The 20,464-nt window shown below is 58.1% G+C and carries 18 protein-coding genes and 1 other RNA gene; 5 read left to right on the top strand and 14 right to left on the bottom strand.

What is annotated here, in order from left to right; genetic code table 11:
* Positions 1 to 168 precede the first annotated feature (168 nt).
* Both BN1117_RS09900 and BN1117_RS09895 read right to left on the bottom strand, forming a co-directional pair.
* A complete protein-coding gene (locus tag BN1117_RS09900) occupies positions 169 to 951 on the bottom strand; it encodes a class I SAM-dependent methyltransferase (RefSeq protein WP_040096961.1) in 783 nt (260 codons plus the stop codon).
* 795 nt (positions 952 to 1,746) lie between these two features.
* Positions 1,747 to 3,162, bottom strand: coding sequence for a GumC family protein (locus BN1117_RS09895; RefSeq protein ID WP_040096959.1), 1,416 nt, complete (start codon positions 3,160 to 3,162; stop codon positions 1,747 to 1,749).
* 281 nt (positions 3,163 to 3,443) lie between these two features.
* Between BN1117_RS09895 and BN1117_RS09890 the strand changes: the two genes are divergently transcribed.
* From BN1117_RS09890 to BN1117_RS09880, 3 genes are read left to right on the top strand one after another with little or no spacing between them, the layout of a single operon-like run.
* Complete coding sequence (locus BN1117_RS09890; protein WP_244463534.1) at positions 3,444 to 4,508, top strand: glycosyltransferase; 1,065 nt, start codon at positions 3,444 to 3,446, stop codon at positions 4,506 to 4,508.
* A gap of 31 nt (positions 4,509 to 4,539) precedes the next feature.
* Positions 4,540 to 5,733 carry a glycosyltransferase family 2 protein gene (locus BN1117_RS09885; RefSeq protein WP_040096956.1) on the top strand — a complete coding sequence of 398 codons (1,194 nt, stop codon included), beginning with the start codon at positions 4,540 to 4,542 and terminating at the stop codon, positions 5,731 to 5,733.
* On the top strand, positions 5,730 to 6,365 hold the full coding sequence (locus BN1117_RS09880; protein WP_040096954.1) for a sugar transferase: 636 nt from the start codon (positions 5,730 to 5,732) through the stop codon (positions 6,363 to 6,365). The genes BN1117_RS09885 and BN1117_RS09880 overlap by 4 nt, the downstream gene beginning before the upstream one ends.
* A 286-nt stretch (positions 6,366 to 6,651) precedes the next feature.
* Here the strand turns inward: BN1117_RS09880 and BN1117_RS09875 are convergent, their stop codons facing one another.
* The 6 genes from BN1117_RS09875 to BN1117_RS09850 all read right to left on the bottom strand — a co-directional run bounded on the left by BN1117_RS09875 (position 6,652) and on the right by BN1117_RS09850 (position 12,804).
* Entirely contained in the window at positions 6,652 to 7,653 is a 1,002-nt protein-coding gene (locus BN1117_RS09875; RefSeq protein ID WP_040096952.1) for a glycosyltransferase family 4 protein, read from the bottom strand.
* 79 nt (positions 7,654 to 7,732) lie between these two features.
* A complete protein-coding gene (locus BN1117_RS09870; RefSeq protein ID WP_040096951.1) occupies positions 7,733 to 9,223 on the bottom strand; it encodes a SpoIIE family protein phosphatase in 1,491 nt (496 codons plus the stop codon).
* Between the two features lie 23 nt (positions 9,224 to 9,246).
* Positions 9,247 to 9,915, bottom strand: a complete 669-nt coding sequence (locus BN1117_RS09865; RefSeq protein ID WP_040096949.1) for a P-loop NTPase family protein — start codon at positions 9,913 to 9,915, stop codon at positions 9,247 to 9,249.
* Position 9,916: 1 nt separating this feature from the next.
* Entirely contained in the window at positions 9,917 to 12,022 is a 2,106-nt protein-coding gene (locus BN1117_RS09860) for an SLBB domain-containing protein (protein WP_040096947.1), read from the bottom strand.
* Between the two features lie 18 nt (positions 12,023 to 12,040).
* Positions 12,041 to 12,457, bottom strand: coding sequence for a hypothetical protein (locus BN1117_RS09855; RefSeq protein ID WP_040096945.1), 417 nt, complete (start codon positions 12,455 to 12,457; stop codon positions 12,041 to 12,043).
* Complete coding sequence (locus tag BN1117_RS09850) at positions 12,454 to 12,804, bottom strand: STAS domain-containing protein (protein WP_052441480.1); 351 nt, start codon at positions 12,802 to 12,804, stop codon at positions 12,454 to 12,456. The genes BN1117_RS09855 and BN1117_RS09850 overlap by 4 nt, the downstream gene beginning before the upstream one ends.
* 346 nt (positions 12,805 to 13,150) lie before the next feature.
* Here BN1117_RS09850 and BN1117_RS09845 point away from each other — a divergent pair, with 346 nt between their 5' ends.
* Both BN1117_RS09845 and BN1117_RS09840 read left to right on the top strand, forming a co-directional pair.
* Positions 13,151 to 13,642, top strand: a complete 492-nt coding sequence (locus tag BN1117_RS09845) for a putative pterin-binding protein (RefSeq protein ID WP_040096943.1) — start codon at positions 13,151 to 13,153, stop codon at positions 13,640 to 13,642.
* A gap of 8 nt (positions 13,643 to 13,650) precedes the next feature.
* Positions 13,651 to 15,477, top strand: a complete 1,827-nt coding sequence (locus BN1117_RS09840; protein WP_040096942.1) for an ATP-binding protein — start codon at positions 13,651 to 13,653, stop codon at positions 15,475 to 15,477.
* Here the strand turns inward: BN1117_RS09840 and BN1117_RS09835 are convergent.
* From BN1117_RS09835 to mmsB, 6 genes are all read right to left on the bottom strand, one after another.
* Positions 15,464 to 15,712 carry a hypothetical protein gene (locus tag BN1117_RS09835; protein ID WP_040096940.1) on the bottom strand — a complete coding sequence of 83 codons (249 nt, stop codon included), beginning with the start codon at positions 15,710 to 15,712 and terminating at the stop codon, positions 15,464 to 15,466. The genes BN1117_RS09840 and BN1117_RS09835 overlap by 14 nt on opposite strands.
* Positions 15,713 to 15,796: 84 nt before the next feature.
* Positions 15,797 to 15,893: signal recognition particle sRNA small type (gene ffs / locus BN1117_RS19025), an RNA gene on the bottom strand.
* Positions 15,894 to 15,995: 102 nt separating this feature from the next.
* A complete protein-coding gene (locus tag BN1117_RS09830) occupies positions 15,996 to 16,784 on the bottom strand; it encodes a sulfite exporter TauE/SafE family protein (protein ID WP_040096938.1) in 789 nt (262 codons plus the stop codon).
* A 105-nt stretch (positions 16,785 to 16,889) separates the two neighbouring features.
* Positions 16,890 to 18,326, bottom strand: a complete 1,437-nt coding sequence (gene arcD, locus BN1117_RS09825) for an arginine-ornithine antiporter (protein ID WP_040096936.1) — start codon at positions 18,324 to 18,326, stop codon at positions 16,890 to 16,892.
* A gap of 358 nt (positions 18,327 to 18,684) precedes the next feature.
* Entirely contained in the window at positions 18,685 to 19,464 is a 780-nt protein-coding gene (locus BN1117_RS09820) for an SDR family NAD(P)-dependent oxidoreductase (protein ID WP_040096934.1), read from the bottom strand.
* Between the two features lie 52 nt (positions 19,465 to 19,516).
* Complete coding sequence (gene mmsB, locus BN1117_RS09815) at positions 19,517 to 20,437, bottom strand: 3-hydroxyisobutyrate dehydrogenase (RefSeq protein WP_040096933.1); 921 nt, start codon at positions 20,435 to 20,437, stop codon at positions 19,517 to 19,519.
* Positions 20,438 to 20,464 lie beyond the last annotated feature (27 nt).

Here is a 20,464-nt window from a genome sequence, read left to right as displayed (position 1 = left end):
TTTTGATAATCCACCATCCTTGACTGAAATTTAACGCCCAATTAAGGTGTAAAGCACGCAATACCGATGCTACCGCATACCGCCTTAATTAATAAAACTAATGCATAGTAAAAATGCTACGCGTGCTGAATCACTCTTAAATTGTTTGTTATGCGCACGTACCAAATGTTAGCTACCAACTTTTTTGTAAGCAACTATATGGGAAAGAAATAGTAACGAATACCTTTCGTTAAATCTTATCTTATATTCATACTCATCTTCAGATAGCTTTGCCCAACCCTCTCCAAAGTAGTCGTTTATGTCATTAACAGCTTCACTCTCTTCTTTTAAATGCTTTTTGTTCCACTGATACGTACATGATAAAACTAACACTCCATTAAAAGCAGTTGCATCCATCAATGCGTTTACTAAAGTTTTAGGCGATTCACATTGATCCAGTACATTTAGGCAAACTGTTAAATCAAACTCTTTCTTAACAACACCAGGCTCGAAAGGTGCTTCAATTAAAGTAAATGATACATGATCACACGCTTTTGCTATTGTTGAAGCATCAAAGTCCAAACACCCCAACTCTTTCAAGCTCTTGATATAAGGAAATTCACATTTAGTACCGTCAATTAGTATTTGTTTGAGATTTGATAGCAAGCGGTGAGACGGCTCAACAACTGTGACAGAACTAATGCTTGGTATGTTAGTAACTAACTCGTAGCTATTTCGTCCCAAAGCTGCCCCTACCTCTAATGCGCCAATAGGATTAATACTTTCAGCTTCGAGAGAATCAATAATAAACTTAGCTACACTTTGTGTGTGGTTTGACGAGATAAACGACTCAGGTACGTACTTGGATTTGCTCTCGAATTGTTCAGACACTCCACTTAAGCGAAGTTTATCAAGCCACTGAACTTCATAGTATGCCGCCAATCCTTTTTGATCTATGTAAAAATCGTCCACTTATAATTCCTCCTATGAAGCTTCATCTTTCGGTGCGCATAACGCCCTGTCGGCAAACAGAACTGGGACACCCACCTTTTGCCATTAGGCTGAAGTAAGCCACTATTAGGCTACTTGCAGGCCCCATAAGGGGTGTGTATTCGAACTAATGTCTTCAAAAATTGGCTGGAGAGAGATTTTCAGTCAAAAAGCTGGGTGTCCCAGATTTCCAAGATTTCCAAGATTTCCCCCTGTGAGGAACCTTGTGCGGGCCCCAGCTTGTCACTCTTTTAAGGCAAGGCTACCGCCCCTGAATTTCAGCCCCCAGTCTGCTGCTTTTCACCCGCGAGAATAGTAACCATCGCTGCCATGACGCTCTCCCTAGAGGTTGATTGTCGTTTGGCTATCATAAAGTGCCTGTTCGAGGCATGGGAAGAGGTAGTTGATAAAACCTGAGCTGGTTCAAACAATTAGTGAGCAATTGCTGTTTGAAGTCAGCTGGTTTTTGGAAAAAGGGCGGAAATAACCCTCACCCCAGCCCTCTCCCGGGGGGAGAGGGGGCATATTGGCGGTTAGGCGAGCGTTATAGGCTGACAGGGTTATGGCATGTACTCACATTGTGGGGAGTTGTAGCGCCAGCGAACACTGTCGTTGGTGGAGATCTCCGAGCGATTGGGGGACACTCCTCAGGCGTGACGGCACCCCAATCGCTCGGGCCAGCATCGAGAAAACGGATTACTCCCTATCTGGCGCGTTGTGTACGCCAAGTCCCGGCCGGTAAACGGTTACCGACTGATAGCCCGCAGGTTGCGCCAATCAACCCGACTCCGGTGACATGGGCAGCACCTGACCATCCAGCGCCTGATCACTGTTGCATGGATAGTCCGGCATCGGCTTGCAGTAGGGAATACGGCTTAACACCGGCGCATTGACCAGGGCGGCCAGTTGATCGGAGCGGCGCAGGCTGGTATCCGCCAGTTCGGCCACCAGCGCCAGACCGCAGCCGAGCCCAAGCCCGCCCACAATGCCCGCCAGCAGAAACAGTTTGAGCGGGTAGTTGCTTGGCTTGCTGGGGGCAAAGGGTTTGTCAATCACCTTGATCCGCTCCCCTTGCTCGAAGCTGCCCAGATCGCCGGTCACCTTGGCCTTCTCATAGCGCAGCAGCAAATCCTGATAGAGGGTGCGTTTGACCGCCAGATCCCGCTCCAGCTCGGCGAGCTGGCGTTCGGTATCCCCCTGGGAGTCGACCACCTTGTCCAGTTCATCCAGCAGGCTCTTCAAACCACTGGCGTGTTGCTGTGCTTCCCTCAATTGCGTTTGGGCCTGCTGCCATTCGGCCCCGCGCGTCATATCCGGCCGAGATTTGAGCTGATCAAACTCCTGCTGCAACTGGTCAATTTGATAGCGCAGACTCTGCACCTTACTATGCTCGTCACTGTAGCGGGCCCGCAGCAATACCAGATCGGTGCGCATCAGTTGCAGCTTCTCATCCAGTTGGCGGGCAAGCTGACTCTCCTGCCCCAGCGATAGCTGATCGACCCGAGCCTTGGCCTGTTGCAAGGTGATCAGACTCCCGGCATAACGCTCCTGCAAACCATAGAGCCGGGCGACGTTGGTACTCTGTTGTTGCGGCAGGGCGCTGGCATGCTCCCGTTTAAAATCTGCGAGCTGCTGCTCGGCCTCTTGCAGTTCGCTGCGGCGGCTGTCGAGCTGGCTTTGCAAAAAGCGCTCGGACGATTCTGCCGACTGGCGCCCCTTGCTGAGCAGGTTGAAAAAGAAGCGGCGGGAGATGGCCTCCAGCAGCCCGGCGCTGTTTTCAGGCGAGTCGGCTCTCACCTTGATTTCAATCACCTCGTCCCCTATCAGCCGCAGGGAAACCGAGCTGGAGAGCCAGTCCATGATGAGGTCGCGCTGGGTTGGGGGGGTCTCGTCAGTGACCAGCCCGCGATCCCGCGCCACCCCGTCCAGCACATAGCGGCTGCGCAGCAGGGCTTCGAGCACCGCAAAACGATCTTTGAGACTCTCCTGAGTCATAAGATCCTTGAGGGTCGGGGTATGGTTGGCATCTTGCGGCACCATAAAGGTGGTACGGCTCTCGAACACTTTTGGGCTGAGCAGACCGATTGTCACCCCCACCAATGGCATCACCAGCAGCGGGATCACCAGCAGATAGCGACGGCGCCAGGCGGCGAAGAGAATGATGTAGAGGTTGTAATAGAACTGGAGAGGCATGGCATCACTCCCAAAAAAGGCCTGCAGCGCTACAGTGCAAAGAGAGTCGTGCAAAGAGAGTGCCACTCTATCACTCCCTCATCCGGATCTGGGGCTGCGATGAGCTGTGTGCAAGAGTGGTACAAGATTCGCATTCTCCCGCTATCCGGGGTGTCACCCCTTCCCTTGCCGGAGCGCGAACCATGTTGTCATCAACCCCGTCGCACAGACCCCATCCCCGCAGGGGCGCCAGCGCCCAGTCCGTCGTGCAACCTGTTGTTCAACCTGTTCTGCAACCTGTCGTGCAAATCGTGCAGCACCTGCAGCCTGGCGGGCTGGAGACCATGGTGCTCAACCTCACGCAGGCGAGCCCCGCCGAGCAACCGGTGCATATCATCTCCCTCGAAGGGCGCACAGCGGATGTGCTAAGGGCATGGCCGGCCCTGCATCCCTTCGCGGGCAATATTCACTGTCTGGAAAAGCCCGCTGGCTGGTCGCTCGCAACCCTCTGGCGGCTCACCCGACTGCTGCGCCAGCTCAAGCCGGGCGCGGTGCATACCCACCATCTGGGGCCCATGCTCTATGGCGGCCTCGCCAGTCGGCTGGTCCGGGTGCCCACCCTGGTACACACAGAGCACGATGCCTGGTATCTCGATGATCCCCATCAGCGCACGCTGGCCCTGTGGGGGCTGCGCGCCTTCAAACCGCTCCTGGTAGCCGATGCCACACCGGTCGCCAACCAGCTGCTGGCCAAGCTGGGCCAGCTGTCGCCAACGGTGATCCCCAATGGCATTGATGAGCAGCGTTTTGCCCCGGGCGCGGCCACCCTCGCCCGTCAGGTGATGGGGTTGCCGCAAGGGGTCAGGTTGATTGGCTGCGCCGCCCGCCTTGAGTCGGTCAAGGGTCACACCTTGCTGCTGGAGGCGATCCGCACCCTGCCAGAGGAGGTGCATCTTGCGTTGGCAGGGGTCGGCAGTTTGCAAAATGCGTTGCAACAACAGTGTCAGCAGCTGGGGATCGCCCATCGGGTCCATTTTCTGGGGCTGGTCGAAGACATGCCGCGCTTCTATCAGGGGCTGGATCTCTTCTGCCTCCCCTCGCTGGCGGAGGGGATGCCGCTTTGCGTGCTGGAAGCCCAGGCGTGCGGGGTGCCGGTGGTGATGAGCGATGTGGGGGCGGCCAGAGAGATGGTCTGCCAGGCCAGCGGCCATATCCTGTCGGAGCGGGATCCCGACCGCCTTGCCCAGCTTCTGGCACAAGGGTTGCTGCAGTGCCATAGCCTGCGTGCCGTCACCCGAGAATTTGTGTGCCAGCAAGGCAGCTTGAGCCAGATGGCTAAAGCCTACCAACAGATTTATAGCCGTTGAGTCAACGGCCCAGTGACCGAAGGAGCATCCCATGGAGTGGATCATGATCGTGTTCTGGTTGTGCGCTGTTCTGGTGGTCTACCACCATGTCGGCTATCCCCTGCTGCTCAAATTCGGTGGTCGGCAGGCGCGCAAGGTAGCCAATCCGCCCCGCCCCCTGGATCGGGGATTCAAAACAGACGCAGCCGATGAGGCGCTGCCGACCATCACTTTGCTGATGCCGGTCTACAACGAGGCGGCGACCATCGCGGCCAAGCTGCAAAACCTCGCCAGCCTCGATTACCCCGCCGACAAGCTATGGGTGCATGTGCACTTCGACGGCTGCAGCGACAACAGCTACCCCATTGCGCTGAGTCAGCTCGGTGATCCCGCCCTGCAGCAGTTGCAGATCAGGCTGTTTGATCACCCCCGCAATCGCGGCAAGGTCGCCGTGCTCAACGAGGCCATGACCCGGGTGCACAGCGATCTGGTTGCTTTCAGCGATGTCTCGGCCCTGCTGCCCATCGACAGCCTGTTGCTGGCGGTTGCCCACTTTGCCGATCCCAAGGTCGGGGTGGTCGGAGAAGCGTACCGCTTCTGGCAACCGGGCTCCCAGGGTGAGGAGAGTTACTGGCACTATCAAAGCCAGATCAAGCTCTGCGAGTCGGCCCTTGGCGGTATGCTGGGTGCCCACGGGGCCTTTTACATGATGCGTCGGGAGTGCCTCACCCCGCTGGCCGCCGATACCATCAACGACGATTTCATCTTGCCGATGCAGGCCATCGCCAAGGGGTATCGGGCTATCTATGACAATCGCTGCGCCGCACTGGAGCTGGAAGTTTCGGATGCCGCGCTGGAGGCGACACGGCGCAAGCGGATCGGGGCTGGCAACACCCAGCAGCTGCTGCGGTTGCTGCCCCTGCTGCACCCCAAGTTCGGCTGGGTTGCCTTCAACTTTGCCAGTGGCAAGGGGCTGCGGGTGTTGATGCCGCTCTGCCTGACCCTGCTGTGGCTCTGCGCCATCCCGCTGGCCACCCAATCCCTGCTGTTTCAGCTGCTGCTGGGGCTGCAACTGCTCGGGTATCTGCTGGTCATCCTGATCCAGCTGACCCCTGTCCACCCCTGGCCCAATCTGTTTCGCAAGATCCACTATCTGGTGATCGGACACTGGTACAACGGCATGGGCACCTTGCGCTACTGCCTGCGCGCCCCCATTCGCTTCATGTCACAGGAGAAAGCGGTATGACACCCCCCATTCCAAGATTGACCCTGGTGGTCAAACGCAGCATGGATCTGCTCGGTGCTACCCTGGGGCTACTGCTGACACTGCCGCTGTGGCCGCTGATCATGCTGGCCATCCGGCTCGATAGCCCGGGTCCGGTGTTCTTTCGTCAGCTGCGGATCGGGCGCAGCCACGCCAGCCATACCGAGCTCTTTTTCATGATCAAGTTTCGCACCATGCGCGCCGATGCCGAGGCGGCTACCGGGCCGGTCTGGTGTGGCAAGGGGGACAGCCGGATCACCCGCAGCGGCGACTTTCTGCGCAAAACCCGGCTCGATGAGCTGCCGCAATTTATCAATGTGCTCAAGGGGGAGATGTCGCTGATAGGCCCCCGCCCGGAGCGGCCCGGGATCGCCAACCGGCTGGAAGATGCAGTGCCGTACTTTATCGAACGCACCTATGAAGTGGCCCCCGGCATTACCGGTCTGGCGCAGGTCAATCAGGGTTACGACGAGTCGCTGGACGATGTGCGCAGCAAGCTGGCGTTCGATCTGGCCTACTCGGTTGCCCTGCTCCACCCCTGGCGCTGGCTGGTGCAGGATGTGCAGATCATCGGCAAAACAATCGCCATCATGGTTGGCAAGAAGGGGCGCTAATTCCGCCAAGCCCAACCACATCTCAACGCCCATCAGGCCATTGCCACTGCAATGGCCTTTTTTATGGTTCTTCGCTTCATTGTGGCGCATCAACGGTGATCACAGAGAAGTCAGCGACCTGATCGCCATCATCTGGCCCCATTCATCCAAAGGCCTGATGTCCGCTTGACTCACCGCAGAAATCCAAGCGTTGCGTGATCAAAGAGGCGATCCGCACTCCTAACACCGACACATAAAAAAACGAGTGGCCAGCGGCCACTCGTTTTGGCGGGTTTCCCCTGGGGATTCAGGCGCCGTAGACAGCCAGAATATCGGTCACTCGGTTGTTGACGCTGTACCCGCGGGCGATGGTGTTGCGGGCCGCCTGACTCATTTTGCTGCGCACCACCTCATCGCTGCGCAGCCAATAGTTGACCAGCTCCGCCATATCCCGCACATGGCCAGGCTCTACCAGCCAGCCATTGGATTTGTGATCGATCAGATTGACCAGGCCCCCCACTGCAAAGGTACAGACCGGTATGCCGTGGGCCATCGCCTCAAGGGCCACCAGCGGCAACCCTTCAAAGCGGGAGGTGATGCAGAGCAGGTCGATGTTGTGCCACTCATTGGCCATGTTCTGGAAACCATGAAGCTGGACGCGATCACCATACTGCTGCAACAAGGCGCTTTTCATGGGGCCATCCCCGTAGAGATGAAACGCACCGTCCGGGCAGAAGGCGGCCAGCTGACAGAACGCCTCCGGCCCCTTTTCCGGCGAGAGGCGACCGACAAAGGCAATCCGGTTGCCTGCCACCTTAGCCGGCGTCGCAGGCATGGGCACAAAGTTGCTGATCACCGTGCTTGGCACCGGCAATTTGCGAGCGATGGGCTCGCTCACTGCAATACACTTCGCAAAACGCGCTGTGGTGCGATCCAGCCAGCTGTAAAACTTCAGCAAGCCTTCCCCGTCATCCCCACTGTGAAACGTCGAGACCACCGATTTGCCGGTGAGCCAGGCCGTCAGCCGCCCCAGCACCCCGGCTTTGTAGCCATGGGTATGAAGTAGCAGGGTGGCAGGCTGGCGGGCCAGACGGCGCATAAAGTCACGGCTGTTTTGGCACACCTCGTAGGGCAAGCCCTGCTGTTTGAGCAGGGTCGTAAAGGGGGTCATGCCGTGGTTGCTCACCAGTACTATGGTGGGACGAAATCCTCTGGCCAGCAGATCCCTGGCCAGATGGATAATGTGCACTTCAATTCCCCCGACCTGACGTGCATCGATGGCCAGCCAGATGTGATGTGTCGGCAGCATAGGCTCCTCCTCCCGTGGCTCCATGCCACTGAGACGAAGCACTGCATAGTTCGGGCCAGTCAGGCAAAGAGGGGCAAGATCAGGCGCCGGGACAGGCAACCAGCAGGAGGGTCATGTCATCGAGGGGGGCATCATTGATACGCTCATCAAACCAGCGAGCAATATGATGAGCCAGTTGCTCAAGACCGGGCCCCGAGGCCTGACAGATCTCTTTTAGCTGCGACTCCCAGCGCTGGCGCTCTGTGGCATCACGGCTATCGAGCAGGCCGTCGGTCCAGAACAGCAAGATCTCGCCGGGCTTGAGTTGACGCTCATTGGTCACGAAATGGGGATCCGGGCGCAAACCGGGCAAGGGGCCGGTCACCCCGACCTGGCGGATAGCATCAGGGCTGATGAGCCAGGGCGCCGGATGGCCCGCACTGGCCCACTGCACCCGCCCCTCGTTGCCGAGCTCAATGCAGAGGGTGGTGAGCAGGGTGGCCCCCAAGAGCGGATCACTGTGAACTGCATTGGACAAGAGCGTCAGCAAGCTGGCCGGGGCGCGAACCAGATCATGCGCCGTCAGCAAGCCACGCAGATAGCCCGCATAGGCATGGGCAAAAAACTTGGCTTCCGCATCGTGACCCATCACATCCCCAAGCCACAGCACCCGATCCTTGACCAGCAGAAAGTCTCCGCCCCCTACGGCAGCCGCGCGGGTTTGCAACGCCAGCTGGTATCCCCCTATGGAGTTGGCGGGCAGTAACGGACGCAGCGCCGAGGTCATGCGCTGATCCAGCTGCTCGCCCCATTGTGACTTGAGCTGCTGCGAGCGTTGCAGCACCCGTGACACCGCCAGCAACAGGTTCTGTTTGGTGATGGGCTTGACCAGAAAGTCATCGATCCCCAGGGCCCCTGCCCGACTCTGGGTCCACTGATCCTGATGACCGGTCAGAAAGATAAAGGGCACCCCCTTCATCTTGGGATCCTTCATTAACTGCTGGCGCAGCCCAAAGCCATCGATCCCCTCCATCTCGATATCGGAGAGCACCAGCGCTGGCGGATATTTCCCCAAAGCCAGCAGGGCGGCATGGGAGTCGGCATAACTTTCAACCCGGTAGTGCTCATGGAGATAGGCGGTGAGCAGGGCACGCATCACCTTGTCATCGTCGATCACCGCGATCACTGGCAGTTGGGTGACCGGGCCTTGCTGGCGAAGGGTCACGCGATTGCGATCACCGTCGCGAGAGAAGTGCACCTCGGCAAACAGCTGGTGCACCAGCGCCAACCCGTATCCCCCCTCCTGCAGCTCATCGGGTAACGGCGCACTGGCAAGGGCGGGCTGGGGGCCGCCATCATCCTCCAGCACCAGACTCAATCCCATCTCATCTGCTGTCAGGGTGAGCCAGAGCCGGGTAGCAGAAGGGGTTGCGTGCTTGACGATATTGGTAGCCAGCTCACTGAAACAGAGCAGCCAGTTGGCTTGATCCTTTGGGGAGACCTGAAACAGGGAGAGCCCCTGCGCCAGCCGGTTGCGCAGTTCGCGCACCGACTGCAGGGTTGCCGGAGCAGATCGCAACCAGTCATCCATAGCGGGCCTCCATCAGCGGGCGATCAGATCCGGAAATTGAGCAAGGCGCTGCGCCGGCACCAGCGCTTGAGCCATTCGGTCACCCGGTTGCTGGGCAGCCTGTTGAGTTCGCGCAGGATCTCGCTAGCCAGCCCCGGGTTGAGTTTGTCGTTATAGACAGCGCCAAGCAGATTGGCCTCGGCACGGGTCAGTTTATCTACCGCACTTTGTACCACTGTGGTCGGCGTCACTCCCGCCAGCACTACCAACAGCGCCCCTTCACAGGCACCGCATACCTGATCGGCCGGAATATTGCCCCGATTGAGGGCGGTGAGCGGGGAGGTATCGAAGATCACCACATCGTAATGCTCCAGCCAGCGAACCAGCAGCTGGCGCAAGGTATCCTTGTTGCGAAAGGCCATCAGATCCTTGCCCGGCGCCGGGAGCAAGGACAACGACCGGCCAGTGGCCACCGGCTCGGGCACATCATTGGGCCCCCAGGCAATCGCCGCGGCGCGGCCGGGATGATAGAGGTTGAGATCCACCAACAGGGTGCGCAACCCATCCGCCTCCGAGCGCCTTGCCAGCGCATCGCAGATGGAACTCACCCCCTCTCCCCCTTCCGATGAGGTGACCGCCAGCGAGCGGATCCCCCGGGCGACCGTCGCCGCGTAGAGGGATTCAAGCTCCAGATATTGAATGGGGATGCTCATATCAAAGCGTCCCGACCAGGGCCACCACCGAGATCGTGGTCAGAATGTCGCGCATGCCATCCATAAAGATGGCCCAGTTGCTGCTTTTGCTATCAGGGATAAAGACGGTGTCCCCTGCGCGCAGCACCGGCAACCGGCTAAAGTCGGGCTGTTTGGCAAAGCCGTCGAGATCGAAGCTGCGGGCCTGATCTCCCTGACCACTGGTGGCCATATTGATCACCACAATCTTCTTGATATAGGCGCTGCTGGTCGGGCCCCCCGCCTCGGCCAGCAGATCCAGCAGGGTCATGGAGGAGTCAAAGCGGTAGCGACCGGGACGGGCTATCGCCCCCAGCACCCGAACGGTGTTCTCCTTGGGCTCGTCGAGCCAGGGACGATTCTTCTCCGGCAGGTAGATGGAGTCGCCAGGCAGCACCTTGGGCAGCAAGGTTTCATCGCCGGTTTCAAAGTACAGCCCCAAATCCAGCTTGCTGACCCGCGCCGTGCTGCCACTGCGATGGGCAATGCGCACATTACGCAGGTCCGCCGCCGCCGTCGGGCCATCGGCGGCCGACAGGATGTCGATAAAGCCCATCTGCTCATTGAAGGCATAGCGACCGGGGGCCCCGACCTGACCAAAGATATAGATGGAACTGTCCGGCGCCTGGCGCACCCACTGGGACTTGTTGTCACTGGGATCGGTGGGCAGCTCGGGGATCATGATGGTAAATCCGGCCCGGATCTTCGGCAGGCTGGCGAGCGCCCCCCCCTGATGGAGAAACTTGTCGAGATCAAACAGGGTCGGCGTGGCCTGCCCCCCTTCGGCAGTCAGGATCTGCACCTTGGCGATATCGGCCCGCTCGTTGGGGCCACCGGCGTGGGCGATCAGATCCAGCAGCGACATTTCGTCAGACCATTCATAACGACCCGGGATCCGCACCGCTCCCATCACCATCACCGCCCGCCCGGGCGCCACTTTCAACCAGGACTTCTCGTTAATATCGGTCTTTTCCGGCACAAAGATGGCGTCACCGGGTTTGACTTGGGGTAGCGCCTTTTGCATCCCTTCGGTATAGGCCTGCAGGTCGATGGGTTCGATCGTGCCATCGGTGCGCAGCAAACGGATCTGGCGACTCTCGGCATAGCGGGTCGGGCCGCCGGCATTGGCCAGAATGTCGAGGAAGGAGTCCCCTTCCCGCCCCTCATAGGCGCCGGGTTTGAACACCTCACCCATGATGTAGATGGTGCGTGCCCCCCGTTTTATCTGCTCTTCATCCTTGGGCACGAAGATGGTGGCGCCCGGCGCCAGATTGGGCAGCAACTTGTTGTTGCCGGAATCAAGATAGGCTTTGAGATCGAACAGCTCGGGGGCATCACCATTGATCACCCGGATCCGCTCCACCCCGGCAAAACGGGTCACCCCACCGGCCCGCATCAGCAGATCCACGATGGAGTTGCCACTCTTGAAACTGAAAGCGCCGGGGCTGTTGACCTCGCCAAACACCTTGATCGCCTTCTCGGTATCACCATCCCCCCCGGCCGCCAGGGTTGCCGCATCAAAATCGATCTGGACGTTGCCGATCAGCGGAGAAGCGGGTACGAACACCACATCCAGAGATTGCAATGGCGGCAACACGCTGGCATCGCCGGTATCGAGATAGCGCTTGTAGTCAAAGTGCGAGACCGTACTACCACGACGCACCTGCATATTGTTGAGCTGGGCACCGGGCACCAGACCGCCGGCGGCATCAAGCGCCATCTGCACGTTGCCATCGGGTGCCAGATCATAACTGCCGGGTTTTCTGACATAGCCCATCACGCTGATCAGCAGCCGCTTCTCCAGCAAGGTGACGGTCAATTGGGAGAGGTTGTTGTAAACAGGTTTGAGGGCGGAGCGGATCAGCTCATCCGCCTGTGGCAGGGTCTTCCCCCCCACCACTATGTTGCCGACTTCAGGCAGTGCAATCTCCCCCTGCTTGTTGATCTGGAAAGGTTGATCAAAAGCAGGCTCACCGGGTTGTGCTATGGCCAACCGATCACCGGGAGCCAGCAGGGTGGAAGCCAGTAACGGGCAGGTGAACAACAGCAAGAGAACACAGATCAATCCTTCGCGCGCGCCCCGTTTCATAGACATCCTTTTCGTCTGTTACGTCTGCCCCCATTGGCGTAAGGGGAGCCCTGACCAATCAGCACGACAGCCATCCGCTGTTGTCTGTTGTAGCCGCAAACGTACTTGTTGTAGTGATTGTGCCAACACGCTCTGACGCCAGGCTACCTCCGCCCAGAGCCGTCCGTGCATATCCCGTTCGATATCAATACGTTGAGATTGTAGCCGTTTCAACTCGCCAGGCATACATCCCCGCAAGCTCGCTTGCTTTAATTGCGTCAGCTGCAAGTCGAGTTCCTTCTGACGCTCATCATAACCAGACCAGACCCGCCGTTCATCCTCATTGACCGGAATACGGGTGGGTCTTGCCTCTGCCATGCCGCCATATCCCTGTGGCGGCCACTGCGCACAGCCCGACAGCATGATGGAACAGAGCAGAATACCCCGGCGTTTCATGATGAGGTCACCATCATGCCACGGGCTCTCATATAGGCTTTGATGCTCTCATGGCAAGGGATCACCCGGTCGATATGCAGCATCTCGAGCAGGTCGTGAGGTTGGCCGGGCCCACAAACAAGGGCCATCTGATGCCCATTCATAATCAGTCTCTTATAGAGGAACACCAGGGCACCGATACCCGACGAGTCGATAAAATGGACATCACTGATATCGGCCAGGATATCCCCGGGATGGGTCGAAAGGGTTTCAAACAGCGGGCGGAGCTCACTGATGGCCATCGCGTCAAGCTCGTTTTCCAGTACCACTACCTGGGTATCATTAAGGGTATAAGTCATGCTTTCCATCGCTAGCTCCTTGTCGATTCTCAGACTCTGCTTTGTCACGGCATCCACCTCGTTGCAAATGTTATGCCTGGTAACGGCCTGCCTGTTGCCCTCCATATAATTCGCTTTTGAGACGCTTTATGGCTTGTTTGCCCACCACGGCCCCTCTTTTTTGTTACCAAATTGCAATTGACAGATCCAGAATGTTGCAAACTGCAATTCTCTCCCTCAATTCCCCTCTCGGTGACAGCTTAAATTGCTGATTAATCGGACGTATTACACCAGGCCCGATAATTGCTTACCTCAGCATTAACCACACCACTTTCGGCTCTGCAAGCACACCGCCCTGTTCCAGGAAGGAGAGAATATGAAATCATGCCTATATATCGCACCGCTGCTAGCAGCCCTTTGTGGCACGGCGCAGGCTGCCCCTTCACCTGAAAACGCCCTGCTAAAGGTAGAAGGCGCCATCAGCAGCCCGACTCATCAGGCCCTGGTCCTGTGGGACAGCGCCATGCTCGATCAATTGCCGGTACACGAAATCAAAACCCATACTCCCTGGTATGACGATGCCAAGACCTTTAGTGGCCCACTACTTAAAGAGGTGTTGGCCAAAGTCGGGGCAACGGGCAAACAACTCACCATTACCGCCCTTAATGACTACTCGGTACAAGTGCCGGTCAGTGATGCTGAACAATATCAGGTCATCCTCGCCCGCACGATCAATGGCAAGCCCCTGTCGGTGCGTGACAAAGGGCCGCTGTTTCTTATCTATCCGTTCGATCAATATCCCGAACTGCAAAACAAGCTCTATTATGGTCGGGCTATCTGGCAGATCAGTACGATAAAAGTGGAGTAGATCTCATCATGCGTTCCATGGCCGCGAGTCAACGTTTCTTGTTTGTGGTGCTTTGCGTGCTGCTCCTGGCCTTTGCCGGTATTGGTACCATCCAGTATCGGCAATTTCAGGATCTGCAGCGCAGCACCAGCCAGGGCGAAGACAACGTGATGTGGAGCTATTTCCAGCTCTATAACGAAGCGCTGCGCTTTCAGAATGCGTTGCTGCATGAGTCGCAACCGACCTTTCAGCTCAGATACGATATTCTGGTCAGCCGCATGGACCTGGCGCTTGAGAGCAAGGATCGCGGCCTGCTTCAGCAAACCGAGATCTACCAGCAGGCAAGCAAGGCTATTCGCGCCTACATCTCTCTGGCAGATATCTGGCTCGGCCCGGATGCCACCAAACCGCTGGACACGCTGGCCCATCAGGAGCTACGCCAACAGCTTTCCTCGCTGCTCCCTCTGCTCCATCAGCTGACACTGGAGGTGAACCAGCAGGTGACCCTGTTTGATGTGGCCCGCCGCGACAACGTCAGGGAGCAGATCATCACCACGACGCTCATCGCAACCCTGCAATTTGCTCTGCTCTTTGTGCTCGCCCTGCTGATCTGGCGGCAAATGAATATCTCGTTTCTGCAGCACAAACTGATGCAGCAGCTCAATGACAAACTGCTGCGGGCAAATCAGGCTGCCGAGGCCGGCACCAGAGCCAAAAGCAGCTTTTTAGCCAACATGAGCCATGAAATTCGCACCCCCATGAATGGCATTCTCGGCATGCTCTCACTGCTGGCCGACCGGGATATGGACCCGAGGGAGCGCGACTATCTGGAGACGGCACGTGAATCGGCGAACCATCTGCTCGGCCTGCTCAACGACATTCTGGATGTATCCAAGCTGGAAGAGGGCAAGATCGAGCTGCAACTGGCCCCCCATCACCTGCCCCAGCTGCTGGAGGATATCCGGGCCCTGATGCAGAGCAGCTGCGATAAGAAAGGGATCAAACTGACCCTGACCCTTGCCCCCGATACGCCGGAGTGGTTGATGTTCGATCCGCTGAGAGTGCGCCAAATCCTCTTCAACCTGGTGAGCAATGCCATCAAGTTCACCCATCAGGGGGAAGTAAAGATCCACGTTGATAGCACCCTGTTGGAGCAGGATCGCCACTCGATACGTATCTCGATTCAAGACTCAGGGATCGGCATGAGCAAACGTCAGCTGAAAAACCTGTTCCAACGTTTCGCCCAGGCGGATGTCTCGATCACCCGCCAATACGGTGGTTCGGGCCTGGGGCTTGAAATATCCCGTAACCTCGCACGGCTGATGGGCGGCGATATCTCGGTAGAGAGCAGCGAAGGGCATGGCAGTACCTTTACCTATATCTGGCCTGCCAGAGCCACGACCCCCTCGATTGTTTGCCTGCCGTCCAAGCCGATTGATCAGGAGAGCCATCGCATCTTGCTGGTTGATGACAATGCCACCAACCGCAAGGTGATCGGCGCCATGCTCGACTCCGTGGGTCATCAGGTCACACTGGCCGTTCAGGGAGAAGAGGCGCTGGAGAAACTGGGTCACACCGAATTTGATCTGGTGTTGATGGATGTCCAGATGCCAGTGATGGATGGCCTGGTGGCCACCACCCGGATCCGCACCTCCCAGACGACTTGGGCAGATATCCCCATTATCGCCTTGACGGCTGATGCGATGCCGGAATCCAGGCAATATTATCTCTCCCATGGCATGAATGGATATATCACCAAGCCCATCAATAAAGAGACGCTGCTCAGCGAGATAAACAGACATATTTCCCATGGGCGGCTCAAATACAACGCCACCCTGCGTGTCACCAAGCAATAAACACCCCCGGATCCCGGGCTACTGATTGCTCATGTGCGGCAACATTGACCTCTGCAGGCAACTGCATGGGCTTGGGTCTGGAACGCACACAGGCAAGCAGCTGGGCAACCTTGCTTCGTGCCGTCAGCTTGTCTCGGGTATGCAGGGATTTTTTGATCTCTTTGCGGCGACCACAGGGGAGCGTGGTGACTTTCCGGTAATACCAGATGCCGTGGGGACTGAGCCAGAGATTCATCGATGAGCTCCTCGTCGTCCACACAAAGTGGATGACCAAGGGCTTTAGGAAGCTAACTTATTGAATAGCAGAAACAAGTGGTGGCCCTACCAGCCACATCCCGGCACTCGAGTCCCCCGCCTTGGCTGCTACCTTCCGGTCCTGACCAGGTCGACGGGTTATCAATGCGAGAGGACCAATAGGACCACCGGCGAGGAGAATAGGCAAACTGACCTCGCAATGCAATGGCTTTCTACCCTTCGACAGTTCGTTTGCCTTATTTTTCAACAATCTGCCGAATGAATCAGCTAAACAGCATAAATTTGGCCCCTACCAGCAGCATCAGCAGGGCAAATGCCTGCTTGAGGCGTTTGGGTGACAATCGGTGTGCCAGCTTGGCACCAATGCGGGCGAACTGGGTACTGGTCAGCACAATGCCGAGCAGCGCGGGCAGATAGATATAGCCCACACTCCATTCGGGCAGATCGGCATGATCCCAACCCGCATAGAGGTAGCTGAGGCTACCTGCAAACGCGATAGGCATGCTGCAGGCGGCGGAGGCGGCCACCGCATTGCGCATCGGCACCGAATTCCAGCTCAGATAAGGGACGGTGAGCGAGCCCCCGCCAATGCCAAACAGCGCCGACAGCCAGCCAATCAGGGTGCCTGCGAGGCCGGTACCGAGCGGACCCGGCAGATGGCGCTCCGCTTTGGGTTTGAGGTTCAGCCCCATCTGCAACGCCATGGTCCAGGCGAAACAGCCGATGATGATATTGAGGGTACTGGCACTGAGCAGATTGGCGGTCATGCCGCCAAGCCAGGCGCCAACCAGCATGCCCGCCCCCAATCTGCGGATCATCACCCAGTCGACAGCGCCCGCCTCTTGGTGGGCCCGCAGCGAGCTGAATCCGGTGAAAATCATGGTGGGCAATGAGGTGCCGAGGGCCAGATGGGTAATTATTTCGGGCTCAAACCCCATCGCACGAAAACTGACCACCAGTACCGGAACGATGATCAATCCACCGCCGATCCCGAACAGTCCCGCCAGCATGCCGGCAAAGGCCCCCAGTAGGAGGTAACCCATAAACAGCATAAAAATTCCTGCGTTAAACGAAAAATGGCCGCAACGGCCGGACAACAGTAAATATCAGCATGAAAAAAAAGAGATGGCGCCAGGGCCATCTCTTTATTGTGCCGGTTAGCTTAAGGGAATGGTACCGTCCATCACCTTGTAGAAGGCCAGTACGGCACAGCCGAGCAGCGCCGCCGTCATCCCCTGCTCCAACCGGTTAAGGCCACGCAGACCGTGATGCTGGCGCGCCTTCCAGTAGATGAAGATACCCGGACTATAGAGCAGCGCCACCAGCAGCAGGTACTCCACACCGGCAGCATAGACCAGCCAGCAGCCGTACACGGTCGCCACCAGGGCCAACAGCAGGTCACGCTTGCGCTGATGGGGTTGACCCTGATAGGTCTCCCCTTTCAATGCCAGCTTCAGTCCATAGGCACCGGAGAAAACGTAGGGCACCAGCGCCGCCGAGGTAGCGATATTGACCAGCGCCAGATAGGTGCTGCTCTGGAAGTAGATGATGATCAGGAAGATCTGCACCAGACAGGTGGAGCACCAGAGGGACACCTGCGGCGAGCCGTTCTTGTTCTCCTTGGCAAACCAGCCCGGGAACACGCCAGTCTTGCCCGCAATGTAGGGTACTTCAGCGGCCAGCACGGTCCAGCTGAGCAGCGCCCCCATCACCGACACCACCAGACCGATGTTGATAAGCCAGGCGCCCCAGGGGCCGACCACGGCTTCGAGGATCATGGCGGTCGAAGGGTTCTTGAGCGCCGCCAGTTGCGGCTGGCTCATGACACCCAGCGAGAACAGGGTCACCATCACGTAAAGCGTCAGGGCGCCGAGCAACGCCAGCACGGTAGCACGGCCCACATCCTTGCGATGACGGGCACGGGCGGAGACCACCACGGCCCCTTCAATCCCGATAAAGACCCAGAGGGTCACCTTCATGGTGGACTTGACCTGATCCATCACGGAGCCCAGCTCCATGTTACTCTGGCCCCAGATATCCAGAGTGAAAGTATCCATGTTGAAGGCGAGCAGGATCGCGACACAGAAGACGATGAGCGGCACCATCTTGGCGATAGTCGTGACGATGTTCACCAGCGCAGCGACCTGTACCCCGCGCAGTACCAGCGCATGGACCGACCAGATCAGGATGGAGGCCAAGGTGATGGCCACCGGTGTGTTGCCATCACCGAAGATAACGTTGTCCGGCGTATCGAAGAAGTAGCTCAGGGCGCTGAACACTACGATGGCGTAGGAGACGTTGGCCAGCAGCTGGCAGAGCCAGTAACCCCAGGCGGCGTTGAAGCCGATAAAATCGCCGAAACCGGCTTTGGCATAGCTGAAGATACCGCCATCGAGATCCGGGCGGCGCATGGAGAGGTTCTGATAGACCAGCGCGAGACAGATCATGCCAAGACCAGTGATGGCCCAACCCAGGGCGACCGCCCCGGCACTGGCATGCGCTGCAATGTTTTGCGGCAGACTGAAGACCCCGGCGCCGACCATGGAGCCGATCACCAGCGAAATGAGGGCGCCCAGCCCTAGTTTCTTGTCCATCTCAATCCTGTTTTTTTAGGCGGCGGCAGAGCGTCCGTATTCATACTGCACGCAATATGGGAGGGGCTGGGAATCCTGACCCCGTGAAAAAGGTGGCAACTATATTGCATGACTATGCCGACCGCAATCCCTCGTCCCGTCAATCATGCACCGCCTTGACCGGGCGCAATTTTACAGCACTGACCCATATGGCCTGTGAGCTGGCTCAAATTAACCAAGACCGATTGATATTTCTCATTTTTCTGCCAACACAACCTGACTCGCATGGTTCCTGTGCATCGTCATTCAGGCACGCTTTGTATAAATAATCTGCATAAAAAAGCCCCGGTGGAAACACCGGGGCCCATTATGTAAATCCCTATAAACGCAAACCGCCATCCAGCTCTATCATCCGTCCCGACAGGTAGTCGTTGGCGAGAATAAAGCTCACCGTCTCGGCCAACTGCGACGCCTCGCCAAGGGTGCCGACCGGAATGGCCTGCTGCATCCGCGCCATCGCCTCCGGTTTCATCACCGCCGTCATGTCGGTGGCAAACACCCCGGGGGCGATCCCCATCACCCGAATACCGTGGCGGGCCAGCTCCCGCGCCCAGGTCACCACCAACGAAGCGACCCCCGCCTTGCTGGCGGCATAGTTGCTCTGGCCGATATTGCCGGCGCGGGCAATGGAGGAGATATTGATGATAACGCCCCCCTGCCCCCCTTGCGCCATCAGCACCGCCCCTTCGCGACCGCAGAGAAAAGTACCGGTGAGGTTGACATCAATCACGCTCTGCCACTGGGCCAGCGTCATCTTATCCACCAGCTCGCCCTCTTTCACCTTGATCAGCATGCCGTCGCGCAAAATGCCGGCGCAGTTAATGAGAGCGTGCAGCACACCAAAACGCCCCTTGATGGCAGCAAACGCGGCCTCGACCTCGGCTTCGCTCGCCACATTGCAGACAAACAGCTCGCACTGGCTATCTTGAGTGCCCTGATCATTCTGGCTGTGCACCATGGCGGCGGTCGCCTCCAGATCGGCGCGATTGATGTCGAGCAGTGCCAGCGTCGCCCCCTGTGCGCCCAGGGCCAGCGCAATGGCCCGTCCCAAGCCACGTCCGGCGCCGGTAATAACGATGACCTTATCTTTGATATCCATCAATGCTCCTTGTAGCTGGCAGAAGGGAGATGCTTTGAAGAGAGGTAACCCGTCAGGCGGGATCCTGTTTATCCAGATAGAGTTCGACGATGCTGGAGAAATCGCGGCTCCCCTGCCCACGGGCGGCATGGAGGTTGAACAGGTTGCGGGCCAAGGCCCCCATGGGCACCGCGCTGTGGCCATGCTCGGCCAGCGCCATGGCCAGCCCCAAATCTTTCACCATCAGGCGGGTCATAAAGCCCCCCTGATAGTGGCGGGCAGCGGGCACATTCTCCATCACCCCGGGCCAGGGGTTGTAGCGCTCCAGACTCCAGTTGTTGCCGGAGCTCTTGCCCATGATGCTGGAGAGCACCGCAGGATCCAGTCCCTCCTTCACCCCGAGGGCCAATGCTTCGGCAGTACCCGCCATATGGATGGCGAGCAACATGTTGTTGCACATCTTGGCGATCTGCCCCGCCCCCAGCGTCCCGGCGTGAAACAGGTTCTGCCCCATAGAGGCGAGCAGAGGTTTCGCCGCCTCGAAATCCGCCGCGTTGCCACCCACGATAAAGGTGAGCGTTCCGGCGGCCGCACCGGCGACACCACCAGAAACAGGGGCATCGATAAAGCGCAAACCGCGGGCGCGAGCGGCCTCCCCGACCTGACGGGCAGAGGCCACATCAATGGTTGAGCAGTCGATCACCAGTGCCCCTTCTCGCAATGCTGCCAGCAGATCCTGCCCACCCCGCTCACCATCGCTCTCGCCCAACCAGAGGGCGCGCACATGCTCCCCCGCCGGCAACATGCTGATCACCACTTCGCAGTCAGTCATCGCTTCGCGGGCATCCCCGACCGCAATGCAGCCAGCAGTGATAGCACGTTCAATGTTTTCGGCAACCAGATCAAACACCTGCACTGTGTGGCCTGCCTTTGCCAGATTGGCTGCCATGGGGCCGCCCATATTGCCAAGCCCGATAAATCCTATCCTTGTCATCCGCTTGCTCCTTGCGTTGCTGATGGC

It is taken from the genome of Aeromonas australiensis (assembly GCF_000819725.1).
Taxonomy (GTDB): domain Bacteria; phylum Pseudomonadota; class Gammaproteobacteria; order Enterobacterales; family Aeromonadaceae; genus Aeromonas; species Aeromonas australiensis.
The sequence above is the reverse complement of the archived record's forward strand: the minus strand, read 5'-3'. Positions and strand labels throughout refer to the sequence as shown.